Origin of the sequence: Pseudomonas tehranensis (genome assembly GCF_014268615.1) — a bacterium.
Taxonomy (GTDB): Bacteria; Pseudomonadota; Gammaproteobacteria; order Pseudomonadales; family Pseudomonadaceae; genus Aquipseudomonas; species Aquipseudomonas tehranensis.
Map to the genome: position 1 here is coordinate 1 of NZ_JABWQV010000031.1, position 21,750 is coordinate 21,750.

Annotated in this window: 18 protein-coding genes, 1 tRNA gene and 1 pseudogene; 11 read left to right on the plus strand and 9 right to left on the minus strand. The window is 57.9% G+C overall.

Going from position 1 to position 21,750, the window contains the following annotated elements:
* From HU811_RS08450 to HU811_RS08495, 10 genes and pseudogenes are all read left to right on the plus strand, one after another.
* Positions 1-1,925 (plus strand): RHS repeat-associated core domain-containing protein (locus HU811_RS08450; RefSeq protein ID WP_186655259.1); only part of this gene is annotated, 1,925 nt, incomplete at its 5' end.
* A 5-nt stretch (positions 1,926-1,930) separates the two neighbouring features.
* Complete coding sequence (locus tag HU811_RS08455) at positions 1,931-2,554, plus strand: hypothetical protein (protein WP_186655262.1); 624 nt, start codon at positions 1,931-1,933, stop codon at positions 2,552-2,554.
* 209 nt (positions 2,555-2,763) lie between these two features.
* Complete coding sequence (gene comJ / locus HU811_RS08460; protein WP_186655264.1) at positions 2,764-3,243, plus strand: competence protein ComJ; 480 nt, start codon at positions 2,764-2,766, stop codon at positions 3,241-3,243.
* A 697-nt stretch (positions 3,244-3,940) separates the two neighbouring features.
* A pseudogene (locus HU811_RS27395) lies at positions 3,941-4,138 on the plus strand (HNH endonuclease); the annotation flags it as partial.
* Positions 4,129-4,539 (plus strand): SMI1/KNR4 family protein, encoded by a 411-nt coding sequence (locus tag HU811_RS08470; protein WP_186655267.1) that lies wholly within the window; start codon positions 4,129-4,131, stop codon positions 4,537-4,539. The pseudogene HU811_RS27395 and the gene HU811_RS08470, both read left to right, overlap by 10 nt.
* 102 nt (positions 4,540-4,641) lie before the next feature.
* Entirely contained in the window at positions 4,642-4,854 is a 213-nt protein-coding gene (locus HU811_RS08475; protein ID WP_186655269.1) for a hypothetical protein, read from the plus strand.
* 154 nt (positions 4,855-5,008) lie between these two features.
* Positions 5,009-5,314, plus strand: coding sequence for a tetratricopeptide repeat protein (locus HU811_RS08480; protein ID WP_225248407.1), 306 nt, complete (start codon positions 5,009-5,011; stop codon positions 5,312-5,314).
* A 123-nt stretch (positions 5,315-5,437) separates the two neighbouring features.
* Positions 5,438-5,914, plus strand: coding sequence for an SMI1/KNR4 family protein (locus HU811_RS08485; RefSeq protein WP_225248408.1), 477 nt, complete (start codon positions 5,438-5,440; stop codon positions 5,912-5,914).
* A 521-nt stretch (positions 5,915-6,435) separates the two neighbouring features.
* On the plus strand, positions 6,436-6,795 hold the full coding sequence (locus tag HU811_RS08490; protein ID WP_186655271.1) for a DUF6124 family protein: 360 nt from the start codon (positions 6,436-6,438) through the stop codon (positions 6,793-6,795).
* Between the two features lie 276 nt (positions 6,796-7,071).
* On the plus strand, positions 7,072-8,061 hold the full coding sequence (locus HU811_RS08495; protein ID WP_092403295.1) for a GGDEF domain-containing protein: 990 nt from the start codon (positions 7,072-7,074) through the stop codon (positions 8,059-8,061).
* 129 nt (positions 8,062-8,190) lie between these two features.
* Here HU811_RS08495 and HU811_RS08500 read toward each other — a convergent pair whose 3' ends face one another.
* From HU811_RS08500 to gabD, 3 genes are all read right to left on the minus strand, one after another.
* Complete coding sequence (locus HU811_RS08500) at positions 8,191-9,405, minus strand: HDOD domain-containing protein (protein ID WP_186655273.1); 1,215 nt, start codon at positions 9,403-9,405, stop codon at positions 8,191-8,193.
* A gap of 137 nt (positions 9,406-9,542) precedes the next feature.
* Positions 9,543-10,823, minus strand: coding sequence for a 4-aminobutyrate--2-oxoglutarate transaminase (gene gabT / locus HU811_RS08505; protein WP_047226758.1), 1,281 nt, complete (start codon positions 10,821-10,823; stop codon positions 9,543-9,545).
* A gap of 172 nt (positions 10,824-10,995) precedes the next feature.
* Positions 10,996-12,438: an NADP-dependent succinate-semialdehyde dehydrogenase gene (gene gabD / locus HU811_RS08510; RefSeq protein WP_186655274.1), complete on the minus strand. Its 1,443-nt coding sequence runs from the start codon at positions 12,436-12,438 to the stop codon at positions 10,996-10,998.
* Between the two features lie 349 nt (positions 12,439-12,787).
* Between gabD and HU811_RS08515 the strand changes: the two genes are divergently transcribed.
* Positions 12,788-12,864 (plus strand) — tRNA-Arg (locus HU811_RS08515).
* A 160-nt stretch (positions 12,865-13,024) separates the two neighbouring features.
* Here HU811_RS08515 and HU811_RS08520 read toward each other — a convergent pair.
* From HU811_RS08520 to HU811_RS08545, 6 genes are all read right to left on the minus strand, one after another.
* Positions 13,025-13,615, minus strand: coding sequence for a helix-turn-helix transcriptional regulator (locus HU811_RS08520; protein WP_186655276.1), 591 nt, complete (start codon positions 13,613-13,615; stop codon positions 13,025-13,027).
* 107 nt (positions 13,616-13,722) lie between these two features.
* Positions 13,723-14,328 (minus strand): response regulator transcription factor, encoded by a 606-nt coding sequence (locus HU811_RS08525; protein ID WP_256244097.1) that lies wholly within the window; start codon positions 14,326-14,328, stop codon positions 13,723-13,725.
* Positions 14,329-14,357: 29 nt separating this feature from the next.
* On the minus strand, positions 14,358-17,477 hold the full coding sequence (locus tag HU811_RS08530; protein ID WP_367616233.1) for a sensor histidine kinase: 3,120 nt from the start codon (positions 17,475-17,477) through the stop codon (positions 14,358-14,360).
* Positions 17,478-17,496: 19 nt separating this feature from the next.
* Positions 17,497-18,279: an alpha/beta hydrolase gene (locus HU811_RS08535; RefSeq protein ID WP_186655279.1), complete on the minus strand. Its 783-nt coding sequence runs from the start codon at positions 18,277-18,279 to the stop codon at positions 17,497-17,499.
* Positions 18,280-18,295: 16 nt separating this feature from the next.
* Positions 18,296-19,894 carry an MFS transporter gene (locus tag HU811_RS08540; protein ID WP_186655281.1) on the minus strand — a complete coding sequence of 533 codons (1,599 nt, stop codon included), beginning with the start codon at positions 19,892-19,894 and terminating at the stop codon, positions 18,296-18,298.
* Between the two features lie 2 nt (positions 19,895-19,896).
* Complete coding sequence (locus HU811_RS08545; RefSeq protein ID WP_186655283.1) at positions 19,897-21,735, minus strand: amidohydrolase; 1,839 nt, start codon at positions 21,733-21,735, stop codon at positions 19,897-19,899.
* Positions 21,736-21,750 lie beyond the last annotated feature (15 nt).

The following is a 21,750-nucleotide window of genomic DNA, read 5'->3' on the forward strand; positions in this document are numbered from 1 at the left end:
GGTTTGCCTGGGATGCCGGGGATCGGCTGACCGAACAACAGGACCTCGATGGCAGCGCCAAGTGCTACACCTACGACGTACTCGACAACGTCGCGGCGGTGACGGCGACTCCGGCGCCGTACGGCACGGGCTTGGCGGTCATTCCTGAAGCACCGCCGGCACCCATCGTCCATCGCCTGGAGCGCGACGCCGTGGGCCGGCTGATTGCCAAAGTCACTGACGATGGCCGTACCGAGTACACCTACGACCCGCTGGACCAGCTCACCGCCGTCACCTTCACCGACCTGCAAGGCAACGCGCAAACCCTGAGCTTCGCCTACGACGCCACCGGCCAGTTACTCGCCGAAAACAGCGCCGCCGGCAGCCTGCAACACCACTACGACGAACTCGGCAACCTGATCCAGACCCAGTTGCCCGATGGTCGCTGGGTCAACCGTCTGTACTACGGCAGCGGCCACCTGCACCAGATCAACCTCGACGGTCATGTCATCAGCGACTTCGAGCGCGACCGCCTGCACCGCGAAGTGCTGCGCACCCAAGGCCAGATCAGCACCCGTAGCGAATACGACCGCAGCGGCCGCCTGCGCGCGCGCCAACGCCGCCACAGCAGCCAACCTTCGCTGCTGCCGGCAGCGGTGCAAAAACACTTCGAGTACGACCCCGCCGACAACCTGATCGGCAAACTCGACCAACAACCCGCCGCGCAGCACCGGCAACTGCTGCACTACGACGCCACCGGCCGCATCATCGCCAGCCAGGACAACCTGCACGGCCAACGCGAAACCTTCGCCTACGACGCCGCCGCCAACCTGCTGGACGGCCCGCAAGCCGGCGCCGGGCTGGTGGTGCACAACAAACTGCTGACCTACCAGGACAAGCGTTATCGGTACGATGCCTTTGGTCGAATGATCGAAAAACGCAGCGCCGCACGCGGCCTGCAACGCTTCGTCTACGACGCCGAAAGCCGCCTGATTGAAGTGCGCAACGACAATGGCAGCGTGGTCAGGATGACCTACGACCCGCTGGGCCGGCGCATCGAAAAAACCGAGCACGACGGCCACGGCTACCCACTGGGCGAAACCCGTTTCACCTGGGACGGCCTGCGCCTGTTGCAGGAACACCGCCACCAGCAAACCAGCCTCTATCTCTACGAAGACGACGGCTACGAACCCCTGGCCCGCGTCGACGGCAGCGGCCCACTGCAAAAGATCCGCTACTACCACAACGACCTCAACGGCCTGCCCGAACAACTCACCGAAGCCGACGGCCATGACGTGTGGCGAGCGACGTACCGAGTGTGGGGCAACACGCTGGAAGAGGTGCGCGAGCCGTATTACATCGAGGAGCAGAACCTAAGGTTTCAGGGGCAGTACCTGGACCGGGAAACGGGGCTGCATTTCAATACGTTCAGGTTTTATGATCCGGATGTGGGGCGGTTTACGACGCCGGATCCGATTGGGTTGTTGGGAGGATTGAATCTCTACCAATACGCACCAAACCCCCTGACTTGGATAGATCCATGGGGATGGGCCTGCAAAAGCGCAGTCAGTGGCAATAAAGGCCGAACCAAGGCGCTTAACGATCTCAAGCGCAACAAATTCAAGATCGTTGCGGAGGAAGTCACCATGAAGGTCAATGGGAAACGCATTCGCGCGGACTTCGTCGCCAGAGACCAGCACGGAAAACTGCACGTGTTTGAAGTCAAGCACGGCACCGGGAAACTCACCCCCAACCAGACCGACTCCAAAGTCTTCGACATGACGAAGCCGGCCAACACCACGCAACATCTGGGAGGAGGCACAATCAAACCTTCCGCCGGCACGAAGGGATCGTTCAAGGTTGATACCAAAGGCAAGCCTGGCGTACCGCTAGGCGGCAAAGGCGCACAACACAACGCCACCTTCAATCTTTTAATTTATAAGTGACCACCATGAGCCAAGAAACTCGCAAAAACGTGGAAGTGGAATTACTGGAGGCGCTGAAACAAACAACGTCACCCCACTTGGGCCTGAAGGCCAGCAAAAACAAACTTTCCCTGTTTTTGGCCAAAGAGAAGCTCGGGGAAGTCTATGTTCAACACCTGACCAAGGCCGATGGTTATTACGCGGGATTGGAAATCTATACCTGCGAGGCCTTTAGCTTCTGTAAAGAGCAATCCCCGCCCTACGAGAGCCGGCTGCTGAACGCGTCGTTTTTGTCGAAGAGCTCCTTGTCGGAAGAAGCAAAACAATTCGGTGACGAGCTGGGCGGCATCATCCGAACCCCATCCCCTCAAGCCATCAGCGCAACCGTCCAAAAAATAAGCGAACGGCTGGAAAAATTTTACCTGTCGAAGGCCGAGCACTGCATTCTCGGCACGCCTTCACTGATTGATGACGTATTGGCCGAGCCTGACAGCTATGCATTCCCGTTTCTGACGGTGCTCTTTGCAGCGCACAAAAACAATCTGAGCCTGGATTCGAACGTTGTTAAGAAAGCCCTCGCGACTAAATCAATATTAGGGAACAAGCAGTTCGACCTGGCGCTTGCGACCAAATTACTAGGCTCGAGTTAAAGCGCAAACTCCCGTGTGTACGCGGTCCGTGGCGAGGGAGGCACACCGCATCGACCGGTTTGCGACGGCTGCGCCGCCGAGCGGGAGCAAGAAAGGTGGTACCGGCGCCAGCGTCAAATAGATTGATCCTAGCGACAATCTGGGGGCCGGTTCGAGTATCGGCTGTCCGACCTGCCCAATGGGACCAGAGTTAAAATTGAGTTTTACTGATGAAAAATACCGCTCAATCTGTGGATCTATTGATATCTCACAGCCAAATCCAATTCCGTTCACGGCCCTTCGACGAAACCTCGAGCCAGTGGGGCAAGGTCAATTTGGAGCAAGGCGCGATCATCCATAGCGACTATGTTGTATTTGACCCTTTGCCCGAAGACGCTTTTGGTGCGAACGTGCATTTGAAACTGCAAGAGAGCTTCGACCTCGACCCCACCGCCCAGCGCTGCATCGTCGTGCCGTTTCATGTCACGGATTCCAGTCATTTAGAAATCGCCTCTGCAGCGGAGAAATTCAAGGTCGAGCTGGATTTAGAGAAACGCGACTATGCGTTGTACTTCGAGGTATGCGAGGGAGATGAAATTTTCTACAAAATCACCTTGGTCCCATCCGACAGCAAAGCACCGGCCCAGTATCTACTTGACGACCCTTGGGGTGGCGAGAAAGGCAAGGTGCTAGTAGAGGGACTTGGTTAGGCGTTCATCTCCGCCAGAAGAAGTGGGCACCGCTCCAGTCGGTGAGCCCACTTTCCAAAACGCGCGAGGCCCGTGAAAGATGATTTTAGAAATCATTACCTCAAGTACAACAGCGGCATGCCGGAGCGGGCTTATTGGGCCAGTGAATACTTTTTCGCCCCCTTCGAAACCGCCTCTTTCAGGCCGATTACCTAGGGGTGAACCCAAGCGGCTGTCTACCGACCAATTTCAGCTATTTCTCGACTGACACGTTTGATAGTGACCTTAGCCCAGAAGAGAATCAGGCTGAATCCGAAAAGTGGTCTGCTCGATTTTCCTCCGTTTCGTCCAAGGGCTGATTGATGAGGATGATTTGAACGAGGAGTAAATGTGCCGGCGCCACAGGACGGGATCCAAAACGCAAATCCTGTGGCGAGGGAGCTCGCTCCCGCTGGGCTGCGCAGCAGCCCCAATCATTCCTATCGGCTATGCAGACCCTCTAGGTCTTGCAGTCGACCCACTGATAAAACTGAAAGACCGCGGTTACACAGGCGTTACGAAGACTCCCGGTGGAGCTCTCGACTATTCTGAAAGTAACGCGCTTTACAACAAAAAACCCGGAGTGAACCCAATCGTTAGAATTGAATACACTGGGGACTACGGTAAAGACTTTGAGGCCGCAAACAAGGCGGCCAAGCTGAGTTAAAAAACTACGCCGTCTGGTCATGTATGGCACCACTTGGATGATTACAACCCCAAGACCAACACAGGCACTATGCAGCTCATCAAGCAAAACGCCCACAACGGCATAAGCCATAATGGTGGCGTAGCCCAATACAAAGCAGCTACAGGAAAGGCCTATACACACCCAGCTCGTTTCAAGAGCAGAACAAAAGGAGCATCCAAATGCGGTTGACCCTCGAAGAATCCGAACACGCCCTCTCTGTGCAAGAGTTGAATGAGTTCCAAGAAAAATTCAATGTGGAATTACCGACAGCCTTTAGGGAATTTTATCTAAGGCACAACGGCGGCGATTTGTCTGAGAGCAGTAGCGAGAATGACTTCTTGCTGGGTGGATTCACGCCGATCAAATACGGACAAGCACCTATTGAAACGGTCTATCGCGACTTGACTGACGACGTTGCGTCGCTAAAACAGATGATCCCCTTTGCGTACGATCAGGGTGGTAATTCCTTCCTCTTATCCGTTAAGAAAGGTGACTTCGGAAATATTTACTTGTACTTGATGGATGAAGAGGATCTGGCGTTCGTATGCGAATCATTTGAAGAATTCCTCGCTGAACTCACAAACCAATAGAGCCCTGTGTCGTCGCTGGACAGGCTTAGCGCGCTGTCTAGAAATAAATTACTCACGAGCCTGTGAAGCGATTGCCTCACGGGGCTCGCTCAGGTCTACGCCATGAGTATGAAAATTCGCAAGTATCTAGAAGTGAAATTACTGGTGGCGCTGAAGCAGGCGACGTTACTACACGTGGACCTAAAGGCCAGCAAAAACAAACTGAGCCTGGATTCCAACCTGCTCAAAAGAGCCTTCGCAACCAAATCAATTTTTGGGAACAAGCCATTCAATCTGACGTTAGCGAGTAAATTTCTGAGCTCGAACGATAAATAGTCGCAGGTGAAATCAAGCAAATGGCCATGAAAGACTTAGCAGATGAAAACCCATCGCTGGCAGACGAAATAATGCGCACCATGGCGTCGGGTAATGAGCTCGATGAGCAAAACAAAAAAATGAAGCTCAGGCCCTGTACCAAAAAGCTTGGGACTTGCTTCCTGAACCGAAGCTGGAATGGACGCCTTTGTCATCATGGGTCACAGGTTCTTTTTTCAACCTGCATTTCGACGAGGGCGATTTCCAGGCGGCTAAAGACTGGGCACAAAAGACCTTGGATGGCCAGGAGTCGGATATCGATACCGGGCCGCTGATCAACTTGGGGATGGTCTATTTTGAGCTGGAAGATTACTCGCAGGCTTACAGATTCTTTGATGACGCATACCGCTTCGGCAAGGCCCGGGCCTTTCAAGAAAGACCAAAAAAATACCTAAAGTTTTACTTAGAAAAAAAAGCCTGAGCCACGCGAGGCTCCAGGACCGCTGAAAAGCTCAACGTTGAGCTTGATTTGGAGAAACGCGACTACAGAGGTGGGCAACCGATGGGCCCGGTTCCCCACCCGGACGGCTAGGGAGCCAAAATCATGATGTTTGAAAACGCATTTTCAGATGACAACGCGGCCATTACGTCAGCGGACCTGGATCACCTGGAGTCCGCTATTGGTAAGAAGCTACCGACGCCCTTCAGGAACCATTACCTCAAATACAACGGCGGCGTACCGGAACGTGCCTATTGGATCAGCGAAGATTTTTTCGATCCAATCGAAGTGGCCTCCTTCAGGTCAATTGCCTACGGTGAACCAACGTTGCTGTCCACCTACCAGATGATGTTAGAGAAACAGGTACTTCCTGCGCACCTGTTGCCTTTCGCAAACGACTGGGGTGGCAACTTCTTTTGCCTGAACCTTGATACCGAAGCCGTTAGCTATTTCACGACGGATAGCTTTGATAGTGACTTGAGCTCTGAAGAGAATCAGGCTCAGTCTGAAAAGCTGGTCTGCTCGAATTTCCTCCGTTTCGTCCAAGGGCTGATTGATGAGGATGATTTGAACGAGGAGTAAATGTGCCGGCGCCACAGGACGGGATCCAAAACGCAAATCCTGTGGCGAGGGAGCTCGCTCCCGCTGGGCTGCGCAGCAGCCCCAATCATTCCTACAGACAAACCGCATCAGCCGCTTACAACCCCTACCCACCCAGCAAAAGCAAGCCCTCTAGCCCCGAGTCCCAGGGCAAAACGACGCCCTGTTATTCCCCCACCGCCACCCTTCCCCCAACCCACACATCCTTGCGCCTTTGCCTACAACTACGCCAGAATCCGCCCGCTTGTGCGCCTTGTCTGCGGGCTCTATCGTTTTCCTGCCACTGCCCATCAGTGGTCGGGTTTAGTAGCCCGGGGTTGTGTCAGTAAGATGTACGAGCTCTCCATCCAGGCAGATTTCTACCTTGCTCTTGATGGTGGCTGTGCGCAGGGCGCTTCGGCGCGCCGGCAATGCTGATCTCCCCGGTCTACTAACCTGCGTACAGCCGCCACCCTTCTTTTAGTAGAGAAGAGGTTGCAGCTTAACCATGGAGTAATCAGCACATGTTCAAGCCTACCCCGAATCCCCCCGAAACAGATCACACTGCCCCGCCCCCCAAATCCAAAACCAAAAAGCACGACGAAGCCGCAAAGCGCGCCCTGGATTTCTATCTATCGCCAAAACCGGCAAATCCCGAAGACGCGACCAAACCAGGCCAGCTATTCACCGTCGTAAAAGACATCGACAACGAATCCCTGCTCGCCAACCTCAGCGAAACCCTGGCTTCGGCCGATGCGATGGTCAGCGATCTGGCCTTCGAGCTGGAAGGCTCGCGCCGTCACTTCGCCCTTGGTATTCAGCAGCTAATTGAACTGAGTTCGTTGCTGGCGAACCGGGCGCTGGATAACGTAGATCCGCGTTAGCGGGTAAACCATCCGAGGCGCTGGACAAGCGTGCCGGCCCTGAAAGCATCGCCGGAGCTGCCGAATGCAACGAGGCTGCGATCTCCCCTCGACAATTAAGTCGTGAGCGAAAGATCGCAGCCTTCGGCAACTCCGACACTGCACCGCGCCCTTCGTCGCCTGAAAAGGAACTTCGCCCCGAATCCCTTATCTCAAAGAGCACTTCGCCATACTGGCGGGCTTTGGAGCAAGCGCGTGCCAATCCACAGCAGTGCACGTTCTTTGAGATTTGTGCCGATGGTCGACAAGAACCTACAGGATTCCTCCCACCCTCATTGGCCCGAAGCGGCCCAGACGCTCATGGCGCTGATGCACGCCCAGGGCGAAGTCGCGCGCCTGAGCGAGCGTGAGCAGCTATTCAGTTCATTGCTGGTCAGCGTCAACGCGGTGCTCTGGGCGTTTAACTGGGAAACCCGACAAGTCCTGTATGTCAGCCCCGCCTATGAACGAATCTTCGGTCGGCCGGCAGGTCTGGTGCTGGCTGATTTCAACGAATGGCGCGACGCAATCTACCCCGACGACCTCGAATACGCGGAGCGCAGCCTGGCCGAAGTGCTGGTCAAAGGTGCCGTGGAAGATCGTGAATACCGCATCATCGCTGCCAATGGCCAGATCCGCTGGCTGAGCGACAAGTGCTTCATCAACCGTAAGGCTGAGTCGGGGCAACCGGTGATCGTAGTGGGCATTGCCGAAGACATCACCGAAAAAAAGCTGCTGGAAAGCGAACTGCAACGACTGGCAACCACCGACGTGCTGACTCAGAGCAGTAATCGCCGCCACTTCTTCGAATGCGCTCACCGTGAATTCGAGCAGGCACGACTGCAGGGAACACCCATGGCGTTCCTGTTGCTGGACATCGATGATTTCAAAGTGATCAACGACACCTACGGTCATCAGGAAGGCGATAACGTGCTGCAGAAAATCGCCGAAAGCGGACGCTCCGTGCTCAGGCGCGGTGATCTGTTTGGACGAATCGGTGGTGAAGAGTTCGCCGCGGTGTTCCCTGGCTGTGCCCCGGACATGGCACTGCAAGTCGCCGAGCGTCTGCAGCGCGAGATTCAGCGCCTGGCTTTCCGCAGTGGGGAGAATAGCTTCGGCATCACCGTCAGCCAAGGCTTGACCAGCCTTACCGCCGAAGATCAGAGCCTCGACACCCTGTTCTCCCGCGCCGATGCGGCCATGTACGAAGCCAAGCGCCAGGGCAAGAACCGCATTATTGCCGCGTGAATGACCTTACCTGAGATCAAGTGTGGGAGCGGGCTTGCTCGCGAAGAGGGCGTCATGTTCAGGAGAGATGCAAGCTGAACCAGCGTTTTCGCGAGGCAAGCCCGCTCCCACAGGGGTCAGTCGGCGGTCTTACTTTCTGCGTATGCGCATCAACTCTGGCAATCCAATCTTCAGCAAACGCGCCGTGCGGCCACAAGCCAGCTCTTCAAGCCCTTCATGCTCGGTCAGATGGGCCATTTGCGCCGCCATGCTCATCACCAGTGCCTCACGGGAATAAACCCCACCACCCAGGCTATAGGCCGCCGCGATCAGCTCGCGCAGCTCCAGCGGCAGGCGCCAGCGAGTGCGCAGCGCCGAACCGAAACCGGCGCCGTACTTGTCCAACGAATTCCCGACTTCCTCCAGTTCATCCAGCTCGCCACCCGCCTGCGTCCATTCTTCCAGGCAACGCAGCAGCGCCAGGTCTCCTAGTCGATGCAACAACCCGGCGCAATAACAGCGCTCCGGTTCCAGGTCCAGTAACCGCGCCAATATTCGCGCGTACTCGGCGGTGTGCAGCGACAATTCCCAGTAACGCTGGGCATAGTCCGCCAGGCACGGGACGCTAAGCCGGGCGCAGCGCTTGAGGGTCAGGCCGAGGACCAGGTTCATGCTCTGCCCGGTACCGAGCTGATGCAGCGCTCGGGCCACGGTCTGCACCGCAACGCCCCCTTGCTGCTGGGCGGCACTGTTGGCTGCCGCGATCAGCACCGCAGTGATCTGCGGGTCGGTGCGCAGCTCCTCTTCAAATAGCTTCAAGTCCAGGCCAGCGGGGTTGAGGCTGCGCTTGACCGCCACCTGCACGTCGGTCATCAGCGGCGCACCTTCGGACATATCACGCCGCCGCTCCAGAAAGGCTGCCAGGGTCAATCCCGCCCCCAGGACCGGCCCTTCATTGGAGGTTTCTTCGCCACCCACCAGCAAGCCCTGCAAGCGCTGGGTCAAGTCTTCCCGGTTCAAGGGTTTGGTCAGGTAGGCCATCGGCGCCAGTGGCAGGACTTCACGCACACTGGCGCTGTCATTGCGCCGACTCATCAGGATGAACGGCAATGGCAGGGTGCGATGCTGCTGGCGAAGGCCGCGCAGGATCGTCAGGCCATCGACACCCGGCAACTCCCAGTCGGCGATCACCAGGTCATAGGGATTGTTCGCCAGCAGCTCCAACGCCTGTTTACCCTCGCCACACGTATCCACCCGGGCATCACAGCGCACACCCGACAACACCTGTTCAAGCAGCTCACGGGACGCCGGATCAGCCTCGGCGATCAATACACGCGGTACAGCTGGTAACTCCACAGCGGTCATGCAGCACACTCCCTTGCCATACTTGCACCTTAGACCTTGGCGGCCGTTCCAGACAGTTCAAAACCCGAGGGATATGCTCGCGGACATGAAAAAACCCGCCGAAGCGGGTTTTTTGTGGATCAGTGCACAACCGGAACTCAGAGCTCGGAGAAGCACTCTTCGATGATTGCCAAGCCTTTGTCCAATTGCTCGTCTGGCGAAGTCAGCGGTACCAGCACCCGCAGGACGTTGCCGTAGGTGCCGCAGGACAGCAGGATCAAGCCCTTGTCGCGGGCCTTGGCCACAACCTGAGCCACGGCCGCCGCGTTCGGCTTGTGGGTATCGCCATTTTCGAACAACTCCACGGCGATCATCGCACCCAGGGCACGGACTTCGCCGATGACCGGGTATTTCTTCTGGATGGCCTTGAGGCCAGTCACCAGACGCTCGCCCACCGCCTTGCAGCGATCCAGCAGGTGCTCTTCCTCAAACACCTCCATCACCGCCAGCGCAGCAGCGCAGGCAATCGGGCTGCCGGCGTAGGTGCCACCCAGGCCACCTGGGGCAATAGCGTCCATGTACTCGGCCTTGCCGCAGACACCGGCCAACGGGAAACCGCCGGCGATGGATTTGGCGAACGTAGTCAGGTCGGCGGCAACGCCCATCTGCTCCATGGCGAAGAAGGTGCCAGTACGACCGGCACCGGTCTGTACTTCATCAGCGATCAGCAGAATGCCGTGCTGATCACAGAGGGCGCGCAGGCGCTTCATGAATTCCTTGGGCGCCACGTAGAAACCACCCTCGCCCTGTACCGGCTCAATGATGATTGCCGCGATGTCACGGGGTTCGGCGTCGTTCTTGAAGATGCGCTCGATGCTGGCGATGGAATCGTCGATGCTCACGCCGTGCAGTTCGTTCGGGTACAACGCGCGGAAGATGCCGCCGGGCATCAGGCCCATGCCGGCCGAGTACGGCACGACTTTACCGGTCAGTCCCAGGGTCATCATGGTGCGGCCGTGGTAGGCGCCGGTAAAAGCGATCACACCTGCGCGACCCGTGGCGGCGCGAGCGATTTTTACCGCGTTCTCCACCGCTTCGGAACCGGTGGTCACCAGCAGGGTTTTCTTGGCGAAATCACCCGGCACCTTGGCGTTGATTTTTTCGCACAGTTCCACATACGGTTCGTAAGCCAGAACCTGGAAGCAGGTGTGGGTCAGCTTGTTCAGCTGTTCGGTCACCGCGGCGATAATTTTCGGATGCACGTGGCCGGTGTTCAGCACCGCGATGCCGCCAGCGAAGTCGATGAACTCACGGCCTTCAACGTCGGTAACGGTGGCGTTCTTCGCCGACTCGGCGAAAATCGGGTGAATCTGGCCAACACCGCGCGGTACAGCGGCTTCGCGGCGTTTCATCAGGGAAGCGTTGGTCTTATTGCTCATCAAATATGTCCTCATTCGCAGCTCAGGGCGGCGTGGGCCAAGGCGTACATGGACGGGAGACAACTGCGACAGCATGCGATGATCGACTGTCACAGCGTTCCGGCCACAAGAAACAGAACGGGTGAAACGCGCAAAGGGACAGCGCTCTCGTGCCCTTTGCGCTTGCAGCAGATCAGATACCGAGGCAGAGGTATTTGATTTCCAGGTAATCCTCGATGCCGTACTTGGAGCCTTCACGGCCCAGGCCCGAGGCCTTGATGCCGCCGAACGGCGCAACTTCGTTGGAGATCAAACCGGTGTTGACGCCAACCATGCCGTACTCCAAGGCCTCGGCCACGCGGAACACACGGCCCAGGTCACGGGCATAGAAGTACGAGGCCAGGCCGAACTCAGTGTCGTTGGACATCGCGATCACTTCGGCTTCGTCTTTGAAGCGGAACAGCGGCGCCAGCGGGCCGAAGGTTTCTTCCTTCGCCACGGCGGCGTTTTTCGGTACGTTGGTCAGGATCGTCGGCTCGAAGAAGTTGCCTTCCATGGCCTTGCCACCGGCCAGCACAGTCGCGCCTTTGCTGATTGCATCGGCAATGTGCTCTTGCACCTTGGCAACCGCTTTCTCGTCGATCAACGGACCGGTAGTAGTGCCATCTTCCAGACCATTGCCGATCTTGAGCTTGGCGACTGCCACTTTGAGTTTTTCAGCGAAGACGTCGTACACCGAATCCTGGATGTACAGACGGTTGGCGCAGACGCAGGTCTGACCGTTGTTGCGGTATTTGGAAATGATCGCGCCTTCGACGGCCTTATCCAGGTCCGCGTCGTCGAACACGATGAACGGCGCGTTGCCGCCCAGTTCCAGGGAGACTTTCTTGATGTCCTTGGCACATTCGGCCATCAACTGACGACCGATTTCGGTCGAGCCGGTGAACGATAGCTTGCGCACGATCGGGTTGCTGGTCAGCTCGCCGCCGATGTCGCCAGCACTGCCGGTGACCACGCTCAGCACGCCTTGCGGAATGCCGGCACGGTGGGCCAGCTCAACCAGCGCCAGCGCCGAGAACGGGGTTTGCGAAGCCGGCTTGATGACCATGGTGCAACCAGCAGCCAAGGCCGGGCCGGCCTTACGGGTGATCATCGCGGCCGGGAAGTTCCACGGGGTAATCGCCGCAGTCACACCGATCGGCTGCTTGATCACGATCAGGCGCTTGTCGGGCTGGTGGCCAGGAATCACGTCACCGTAGATGCGCTTGGCTTCTTCGGCGAACCATTCGATAAACGAGGCGGCGTAAACAATTTCGCCCTTGGCTTCGGCCAGCGGCTTGCCCTGTTCCAGGGTCATCAGGCGACCGAGGTCATCCTGGTTTTCGATCAGCAATTCGTACCAGCGGCGCAGCTTGTTGGCGCGCTCTTTGGCGGTCAGCGCACGCCAGGCCGGCAACGCCTTGTCGGCGGCTTCAATCGCCCGGCGGGTTTCGGCAGCGCCCATTTTCGGCACGGTGCCCAGCACTTCGCCCGTTGCAGGGTTGGTGACCTTGATCGTCTGACCATTGTCCGCATCGACCCAAGCGCCATCGATAAAGGCTTGCTGGCGGAACAACTGGGTGTCTTTAAGCTGCATGTCGGCTTTCCTTAACAGCACCGCGCGCACGCGGAGCGAATTAGATGTGTAGAAAGGCGCCTCAGGGGCTGCCGTCAGGGAAATCATCCACCGGGCTGAAGCACAGAAATAACGCACATAAGCACAGACGTGCGGTTCAGCACCCAGACAAGAGCGTTTGAAATCTCAAACGAATCCTAGGGCGGATAGGGGGGAAGGACAATAGGCTGTTCGAAAAAAAGAACGAAAAAGCCAAATTTGCCTGCTTTTTCTGATCAGCGTAGCCGATGCCCGCCTATGCTTACGAAAACACCGGCAAATCAGCAGCATGGACGCCCGCATTGCATATGAGTATCATGGCGCCCGCGTCGCACCAGTAGCTCAGCTGGATAGAGTACTGCCCTCCGAAGGCAGGGGTCGTGGGTTCGAATCCCGCCTGGTGCACCACATAAAACAAGGGCTTAGGTGAAAACCTAGGCCCTTTTTGTTTTTCATGTGTCCAAAATGTGTCCATTCTGTGCCCATCTAAGTTGGCACTCGGAATGAGCACTGCCCTTACCTACTGGGCGTCTGAGCGTATGAGGCTCTCAATGCAGTTAAATTTTGCTCACTGCTTGTGGAGAGAGTCCATATACCTCGTTCCAGTGGACCATAACCCTGCATCGCATAACCGTCGCCAAGCCTGAGGTGTAACCCCGATCTGGCGGCGGAAGGTCCGGATGAAATGGGATTGGTCACAGAATCCGTGACTATGGGCGATGTCGGTCAGCGAGGAGTCAGTCGTGAGCATGATCTGTCGAGCAGATTCGATGCGCCGACGTGCGACGTAAACCAGCGGCGTTACACCAAAGGTATTTTTGAAAGCATGCGAGAAGTAGCTGACACTCAGGCTTAGGACAGCAGCCATCTGATTTGTGCGTATTGATGAGTCGAGGTTAGTGTCGATGTAGTCAACCACCCGTTTAGTTTGCCAACTGGATAGGCAGCCGTGGCGGCTTTTTAACGGGCTATCGCTCTTTTGCATCATGACCAGGGCACGGGTCAGGCATAGACAGGCTGAGTCACGATCGATGCTCAGGTGCGCTTGAGCCTCGCTAAGCAATTGCATGACGCCATCATACGTTTCGTCGGAAATACAGCGCTGAGTCTGGCTGTCTACTGCGGTTGCCGGGGTAACGGCATGCAAGGTGGCACGCATGGCGGTGCTCCACTGTGGATCTTTTGTGTCCGACGCCATGCTAGGCCGTGCACTGATCGCACATAAGACAACAATGGGGGGCGCGCGCCCCCCTCAAAAGTGGGGTATTACACAGTGATGATGCCGCGCTGAATGCCGAGGGTGACCGCATGGGTGCGATTGCTGGCCCCCAACTTGTCCATGATGCTTCTTAAATGCCCCTTGATGGTGTCCTCCGCGATCATGAGTTCCGTCGCGATTTGCTTGTTGGGTTTACCCATGGCGACACATTGCAGGACCTGGATTTCTCGAGCGGTCAGGGAGTCGCGGCTTAAGTGATCAGCCAGCTCAACAGCAATCTCTGCCGGGATATGGCGCTTGCCGGCAGCAATGGAGCGGATGGCATCCAGCAGTTCCTTGCGCAGACTACTTTTCAATAAGTAGCCGAGCGCTCCCGCCTTGATTGCATGCAATGCCCGTACATCACCCCGATAGGTGGTCAGGATGGCAATGCGCGCGCCAGGAAACTCGGCGCGAATGGCATGAATCGCCTCGATGCCATCCATCTCAGGCATTTGTAGATCCATCAGGGTGACGTCCGGGCGCAGCGAGCGAAATAGCTGAAGCGCTTCGCAGCCATTGGTTGCCTCGCCGACCAGCACTATGTCTGATTGAGCTTCAAGGACGGCGGCTATACCCTCGCGCAGCAGAGGATGGTCATCGACGACCAGCACGCGTATCTGTTCATTCGCCGAGTGCACGCTTAGGGCCTCAATTGGGTCAATGCACGTAGCCACCGACTGAGACGTCGCGGGATACGTCGGTAGGCCGTTAACGCGGGTACAGTCAGTTGAATTTCAGTGCCACTGTGGACTCCTCTCTGAATAGACAGCCGGCCGCCTATTTTTTGGGCCCGCTCCAGCATGCCGTATAAGCCCCAGTGATCGGGGCGTACATTGGGCGGCAGATACTGTGGGTCGATGCCGCTACCATTATCGCCAACGCTTAGCTGAAATGCGTGCCGGGTGTAGACGATCCGGATTTCCACGTTCTGCGCATTGGCATGTCGAAAGGCGTTCATGATCGCTTCACAGCCTATCCGGTAGCTTTCTTCTCCGACTATAGGGTGCAGTGGCAGTGGCGTGCCGTGGCTGTTCAGGGTAAAGCGCGTACTGCCTTCTAGCTGCAGCTCACTCGTGACAGCGGCAAATGCATCGATCAGATTCAGAGCAGGCTCGTTCAGATCACGCAGGTTACTCACCCGCTCTCGTGCCTCCACCAAAACCTGATCTGCGCGGTCTAGCGCCCTCTCCATTTTGCATCGTGCTGGATGAGTGCTGGGGATTTGCTCAGTGGCCGCCTGGAAACTCAACATAAGACCCTGCACACCTTGGAGTAGGGTGTCATGCAGCTCACGGGCGATTCGCTCGCGCTCGGCATGGCGTTCCTCAAGTCGGTCACGCAGATGCTGGGCTGAACGGCGAACATTGAACCGATGCAGCATCCACAAAATACTCGCCACTGCTAGACCGCTCAACATTATAAAGAGTGGGGTGCGGTAGAAAACGGGTCGAATACTGAAGCTGAGCACGGCCTCCTCGGTACTCAGTATTCCATCCTGATTGGAGGCTAATACGCGGAACCGATAATCCCCGGGGCCGAGCCCCGTATAGATGGCACTACGTTTTGAACCCGCCTGCTGCCAGTCCGTGTCGAACCCCTCTAACAGATAGCGAAAGTGCAAACCTTGCATGCCTGAGAGACTCAGCGCGGCATAAGAGATTTCGATTCTCTTTGGCTCTGCGCCCAGTTGTGACAACTCACTTGGCCGGGGCTCCTTACCATCGACATTGAGTGATTGGATGACTACCTTGGGGGCCGCTTTACTCTGCACATAGCGAGTCGGATCAATCCAGGTCACGCCCTTACTGGTGCTGAACCATAGACGTCCATCCGTGCTACGCACTGCAGTGGGTAATGGGAGCACTTGGTGCGGGTCATTGGCCAGGCCACCAATCACCTCATAGCTGCGGTAACGTATCGGGTATTGCGGGTCAGCGATGGCGCGCTTTACCTCACGAGCGGTCAACTGATAAACCCCGGCTTTGCCATGGAGCCAGAGATCATAGCTCCCATCACCTTCTGGTTCTCTGGGAGGTACGGCTAGAATCGCGTAGATATTGTCGAACAGCCCATTGTCCGGTAGGTGAAGGCTGTGGAAGCGCTCACCATCGAAGAAGGCCACTCCACGCTGGCCACCCACCCAGGTGAGGCGGCCCTGATGCAGCATCGCCGTGACATGACCCACCTTTAAGCCTTCGTCTGCCCCCCAGTGTCGTTGGTCCTTGTCGTCGTGGGTCACAATCAGATTATTGCGGTAGCCGAACCAGAGTCTGCCAAGAGGATCGGTGGTAGCGGTGACAGGCATTAACTGGCTTGGATCAGCATTCGGCGGCGCAACCATTGACCAACGCCCGCTTCGAAGAACGAACAGCCCCTTGCGGTTGATCGAAACCCACAGGTTGCCCGCCTGATCGAGCGTCATCGCGCGGACGGCTGAGTCAAGCCCATCCTGGGTTGGCAATGACGCGACTCGCTCGATTTTGTCGCCTTGCGCACGCCAGATACCCTTGCTGCCAGCCATCCAGATATCACCGTTAACATCACTGAAGGCATTACTAATCGGTGCCGGTATATCCAGAGTGGCCAATCCAGTACTGCTCAGGCGCATTGCCGGTTGGTTGCTGGTACCTGCCCAGACACTGCCTGCCGCACCGGCAACCAATGCCAAATTCTGGGCGTTGTGTGGAAATGCGGCCGAGACCATAGCGCTTGGCCGAAAACGGTCTAGCCCGGCACTGGTGCCCACCCAAATATTGCCGTCGACATCTTCGAGTAATGGGAGAACGATATCTGCACTCAAGCCATCCTTGGCCATGAACGCTTCTTGGTGACTGCGTACGTCAGTTATCGATAGAGCACTGAGGCTGGCAGAGGCGTGTACATAGCGAACGCCTTTACCGCTGGTGCCCACCCATAGCGCCCCCGTGCTGTCGAATAACAAACCATTGGCACCATCGATGACGGTCACCTGGGTAGCCGCATCCCCTTCGTTTGGCACGATTCGGCGCAGCGAACCGCCATACCGCTCTGCCATCCAGATGGCCCCATCCGGAGCCTGAGCCATATGACTCACCCAACCCACCGCAATGCCGGCATCGATAAATGCTTTGGCGCCTGACGGCAGGTAGAAAAGGCGATCTTCATTGGCTGCCCATAGCGTGCCATCACGGTCGACGAGCACAGCACGGGCATTTCGCCCCGGAAAGTTCCACTCGGTACCGATACGTTGCCACGCGTTACCGTCAAAACGCGCCAAACCATCGTTGGCGGCGATCCAGACTGCGCCACTGCGATCCTTGGCGATGCTATAGATCACCCCGCCAGGCAATCCAGCACTGACTGGGTAACGGGTGATGCCTGTGTCGGTGATCAGGCTAATGCCGCCTGCACGCAGACCCGCCCACAAGCCTTCATCCTCCGCCTTGAGTACGGAAATGATACCCAGCGGATTGCCGTCTGGCGGTATGTATCGCGCGAAGTCCAGGCCATCAAAGCGATAGAGCGAATCGTTGGTTCCAAGCCAGAGATAACCGTCTCGGGTCTGAGCCAAGGCCCCGACCTGATTGGGGCCTTCATCAGCGACGGTCCAGCGGTGGTGCTCCAGCTTGTCCAGTAAGTAGTCGGCGGCCGTGACGGCCGGACTAAACCATGGCAGGCCAATCAACAGCATATAGATTGCCAGCGCCGTGCAGGTGCGCCAGCGACTTCCTGGGGTGGGCTTCTGCTGTTTGGCTGGGGAAAAGCCCAATACGCTGATCACCGCGCGAACCTGAAATTAATCAAAAGCGACCCAGTTGAGTTTGCGCCCATTCAATTGTGTAGTCAGCTATTTGCTCCCAACCGGGTTCGGCGATGAGCCAGTGGCTGTGCCCGGCAAAGCACTTGAGCGAGGTACTGGCCGCCGAGCGATTGTATTGCCGATAGTTCGACGTCACCAGGCATGGCCGTATGCTGTGATCGTTCTCGGCGGCGATCAACAGCAACGGTGCTCTGTGGTCATTGGCAAAGTCGACATGTGTACCAATACCGAAAGCCGCTTCAAAGAAAATCCGCCCCGGTGCTGGCACGATATGGCTTGCATGTAGCAGCGAAAAATCCTGGATCGCCAAAAACCGAGTCAATTGTTGGGCAGATTCTCGTAGCGGAAAATACATGACTCGCTTCCAACTGCCCCAAGCCATGCGCATGGGGATCGCCTTGTAGAGGATGCTCAAGTGAGGCATTAACCCACGAGGGGGCATCGCTGTAATCGATATCCCGGCACAGCCAAGACCACGATCCAAAAGTATCTGTACGAGCAGGCCACCCAGCGAGTGGCCAATCAGCAAAGGGGGCTGAGGCATGCGCCGAATCAGCGCTGCATAGTGCTCAATTATTTGTGTGATCCCAAGCCTTGGGAAGTCGGTATGTGGCGCCTCGCGCAGCCTCTCTGGCGCCCCCTCCGATAAGGGCCAGGAGGGTGCAATGCAGGTGTAGCCACATGCCCGATAGCGGCTGGAGAAATTATCCCAGGCGGCGGCAGACAGCCATTCGCCATGTATGAACAGTACGGTTGTATTCATCCCTGATCCCATGCGCTCAAATGTCGGGCTTAGTGGGTGCCAGGTAGTGCTGAATGCGTATGGCCACCCCAGCAACCTGGAACTGGCGAGCCGCAGCCTCGGTGCGTTGTTCGGCGCGGGTCACCCGGCCGTGGTGGCGCATATGTTCAAGCCAGGACTCATCAAAGAAGAATTCCAGCCAACGTTGCGGACGCTCACTGTCCTGGACCAGTCCCCAGGAAAAGGCACCATTGCGCATTCGCATGCTGCGTACATCTTTCATGGCAACGAGAAACTGTTCTGTCTGCGGCGGATCGATCTGGTACTCAAGGGTGACCATGACCGGTCCGCGCTCCTGATCCTGTTCGTCGCTCAGAATGGGAGCAGGCCAGTGCAGGGACGGTGCCAAGTCTTCGGCTTCGGTCACCGGCAGGTGGAAGCGCAGGGTCAGCACGATGCCCATCAGCAGGAGCCCACCGGCGATCAGCAGGGTGAGGCTGATCGACAGGTGACTGGCGACCAAGCCCCAAAGCGCGCCGCCGGCCGCCATGCTGCCAAAGAACACCAGGATGTATACCGACAATGCCCGCGCCCGGACCCAGTTGGGTACGCAGGTTTGTGCCGCCATTTGCAGGCTCGACAGCACGGCGATCCAGGCCGCGCCACTGATCATCATCACCGGTATCAGCCAGTACAAGTTGCGCACCCCGGCCAGGGCGGCAAGCACCAAGGCGTAGAGCAGGCTGGAGCCAGCTACCAGGTGATCGGGTTTCACCGCATCACGGATGCGCGGCAGTAAAGTCGCGCCGAGCACTGCACCGATGCCGACGCTGCCGAGCAGCAGGCCGAAATCGCTGGCGCTGCCGTTCAGCTCACCGCGCACGATCAGCGGCAGCAGCGACATGCCAGCACTGGCGCCGACGAAGAATGCCGCCGACCGCACCAGCACCGCTTGCAACGGCTGGGAGCTGCAGCTGTAGCGCCAGCCTGCACGCATGGCCCCGAGCAGCCGTTCCGCCGGGAACAGCGCAGGTGCCTGTTCGCGTTTCCAGGTATACAGCACCGCCATCACCGCGAAGAACGACACGGCGTTCAGCGCGAAGGTGGCCCAGGGGCCGCTGAGGCTGACCAGCACCCCGGCAACCGCCGGCCCGATGGCTCGGGCAACGTTGATGCCGAGGCTGGACAGGGCGATGGCCGAACCAAGGTCGCGCTTGTCGACCAGCTCGGGCGTCAACGCTGACCAGGCCGGCATCATCAGCGCCGTCCCCGCGCCCATGCCCAGGGTGAGGAGCAGCAGCAGCGAGACGGTCATCATGCCGTTGAGCGTGAGCAGAGCCAGGAGCATCGCCACCACGGCCATCCACACTTGCACCTTGAGCAGGTAGCGACGCTTGTCGACGATGTCGGCCATGGCACCGGCGGGAAGAGCAAGAAAGAACATCGGCGCGGAGCCTGCAACCTGCACCAAGGCAACGTGCATGGGGCTGGCTGACAGCGTCGTCATCAACCAGCCGGCCCCTACCTCGTGCATCCAGGTGCCGATGTTGGAGGCGATGCTGGCCAGCCATAGCCAGCGGAAAGTGCTATGGCGCAGCGCGCTCCAGGGGGAGCGCTTTTCGATAGCCGTATCCATGGTCAGAAAGCGAAGCAGGAGCAGCCGAAGGCGCCCCAGAAGCCTTGGTAGTCGCTGATGGGTACGGATGACCGGCGCACTTTGTCATGGCTGTGCGCATGCACCGCGCAAGGGCCTGAGCATTGATGCACCTGAGTCAGCAGTGGTGAAGCGGGACGCCAGTGGCCGGGGACCTTGGCAACCGGTGACCAGTCCGGCATGACCGGCAGGCTGGGGGGCGACAGCTGGTCGAACTCCGCGGCACCATAGACCACTTTGCCGTCGACGATGGTCAGCACTGATTCGATCCACTTGATCGCCTCTTCCTCGACACTGAAGAAGTCCGCCGACAGGGCCGTGAGATCGGCCAGTTGCCCGACCTTGATCTGGCCCTTCTTGCCTTGCTCTGACGAGAACCAGGCACTGCCATGGGTAAAGAGCTGCAGTGCGGTGTCACGTGAAAGACCGTTGGGATAAAGCTCCAGCCCGCCAACGGTTCGGCCGCTGACCAGCCAATAAAGCGACGTCCAGGGGTTGTAGCTAGAGACGCGGGTTGCATCAGTTCCCGCACCCACGGGTACGCCTTCGGCCAGCATGCGTTGAATAGGCGGGGTCTGCTCGGCGGCCTTGCTGCCGTAACGGTCGACGAAATACTCGCCTTGGAAGGCCATGCGGTCCTGAATGGCAATGCCACCGCCAAGGGCGCGTACCCGCTCGATATTCTTCGCACTGATGGTTTCCGCGTGATCGAAGAACCATGGCAGGCCGTTGAAGGGAATGTCGCGATTGACTCGCTCGAAGACATCGAGCATGCGCGAAATGGATTCGTCGTAGGTCGCGTGCAGCCGGAACGGCCAGCGCTGCTCCACCAAGTGACGGACCACGGGCTCCAGGTCCTGCTCCATAGTCGGCGCAAGGTCTGGGCGAGGTTCGAGGAAGTCTTCGAAGTCTGCGGCAGAGAACACCAGCATTTCGCCGGCCCCGTTGTGCCTGAAGAAGTCATCGCCATCGCCAGGCTTGACCATGCCGCTCCAGTTCTTGAAGTCGGTCAGCTCTTCCTTGGGTTTCTGGGTGAACAGGTTGTAGGCGATGCGCACACTCAACTGGTTGTGCTTGGCCAGCTCGCGGACTACCTCGTAGTCGTCCGGATAGTTCTGGAAACCACCGCCAGCATCGATGGCACTGGTCACGCCGAGGCGGTTGAGTTCGCGCATAAACTGGCGTGTCGAGTTGACTTGGTATTCCAGCGGCAGCGTTGGCCCCTTGGCCAGGGTCGAGTAGAGAATCATCGCGTTGGGTTTTGCCACCAGCATGCCGGTGGGTTCGCCATTGCTGTCGCGGACAATCTCTCCGCCCGGCGGGTTCGGCGTGTCACGGGTATAGCCGACAACGCGCAGTGCCGCCCGATTGAGGAGGGCGCGGTCATAAAGATGCAGGACGAATACCGGCGTATCGGGTGCGGCCTTGTTCAATTCCTCCAGGGTCGGTAGGCGGCGCTCGGCGAACTGGAATTCATTCCAGCCACCCACCACCCGCACCCATTGCGGAGCAGGTGTGCGATCGGCCTGATCTTTGAGCATCCGTAACGCGTCGGCGAGAGATGGAACACCCTCCCAGCGCAGTTCCAGGTTGTAGTTCAGACCACCACGAATCAGGTGCAGGTGCGAGTCATTGAGACCTGGTATCACCGTGCGCTTTTGCAGATCTATAACCTGTGTCGCATCTGCGCGGACCGCCATGACCTCTACGTCGCTGCCCACGGCAATGAATTTTCCGTCCTTGATGGCGACAGCTGTAGCGTGCGGCTTTTCCCGATCCACGGTGTGCAGACGGCCGTTATAAAGGATCAAATCGGCTTTCATGGAGCCTCCCGGGGA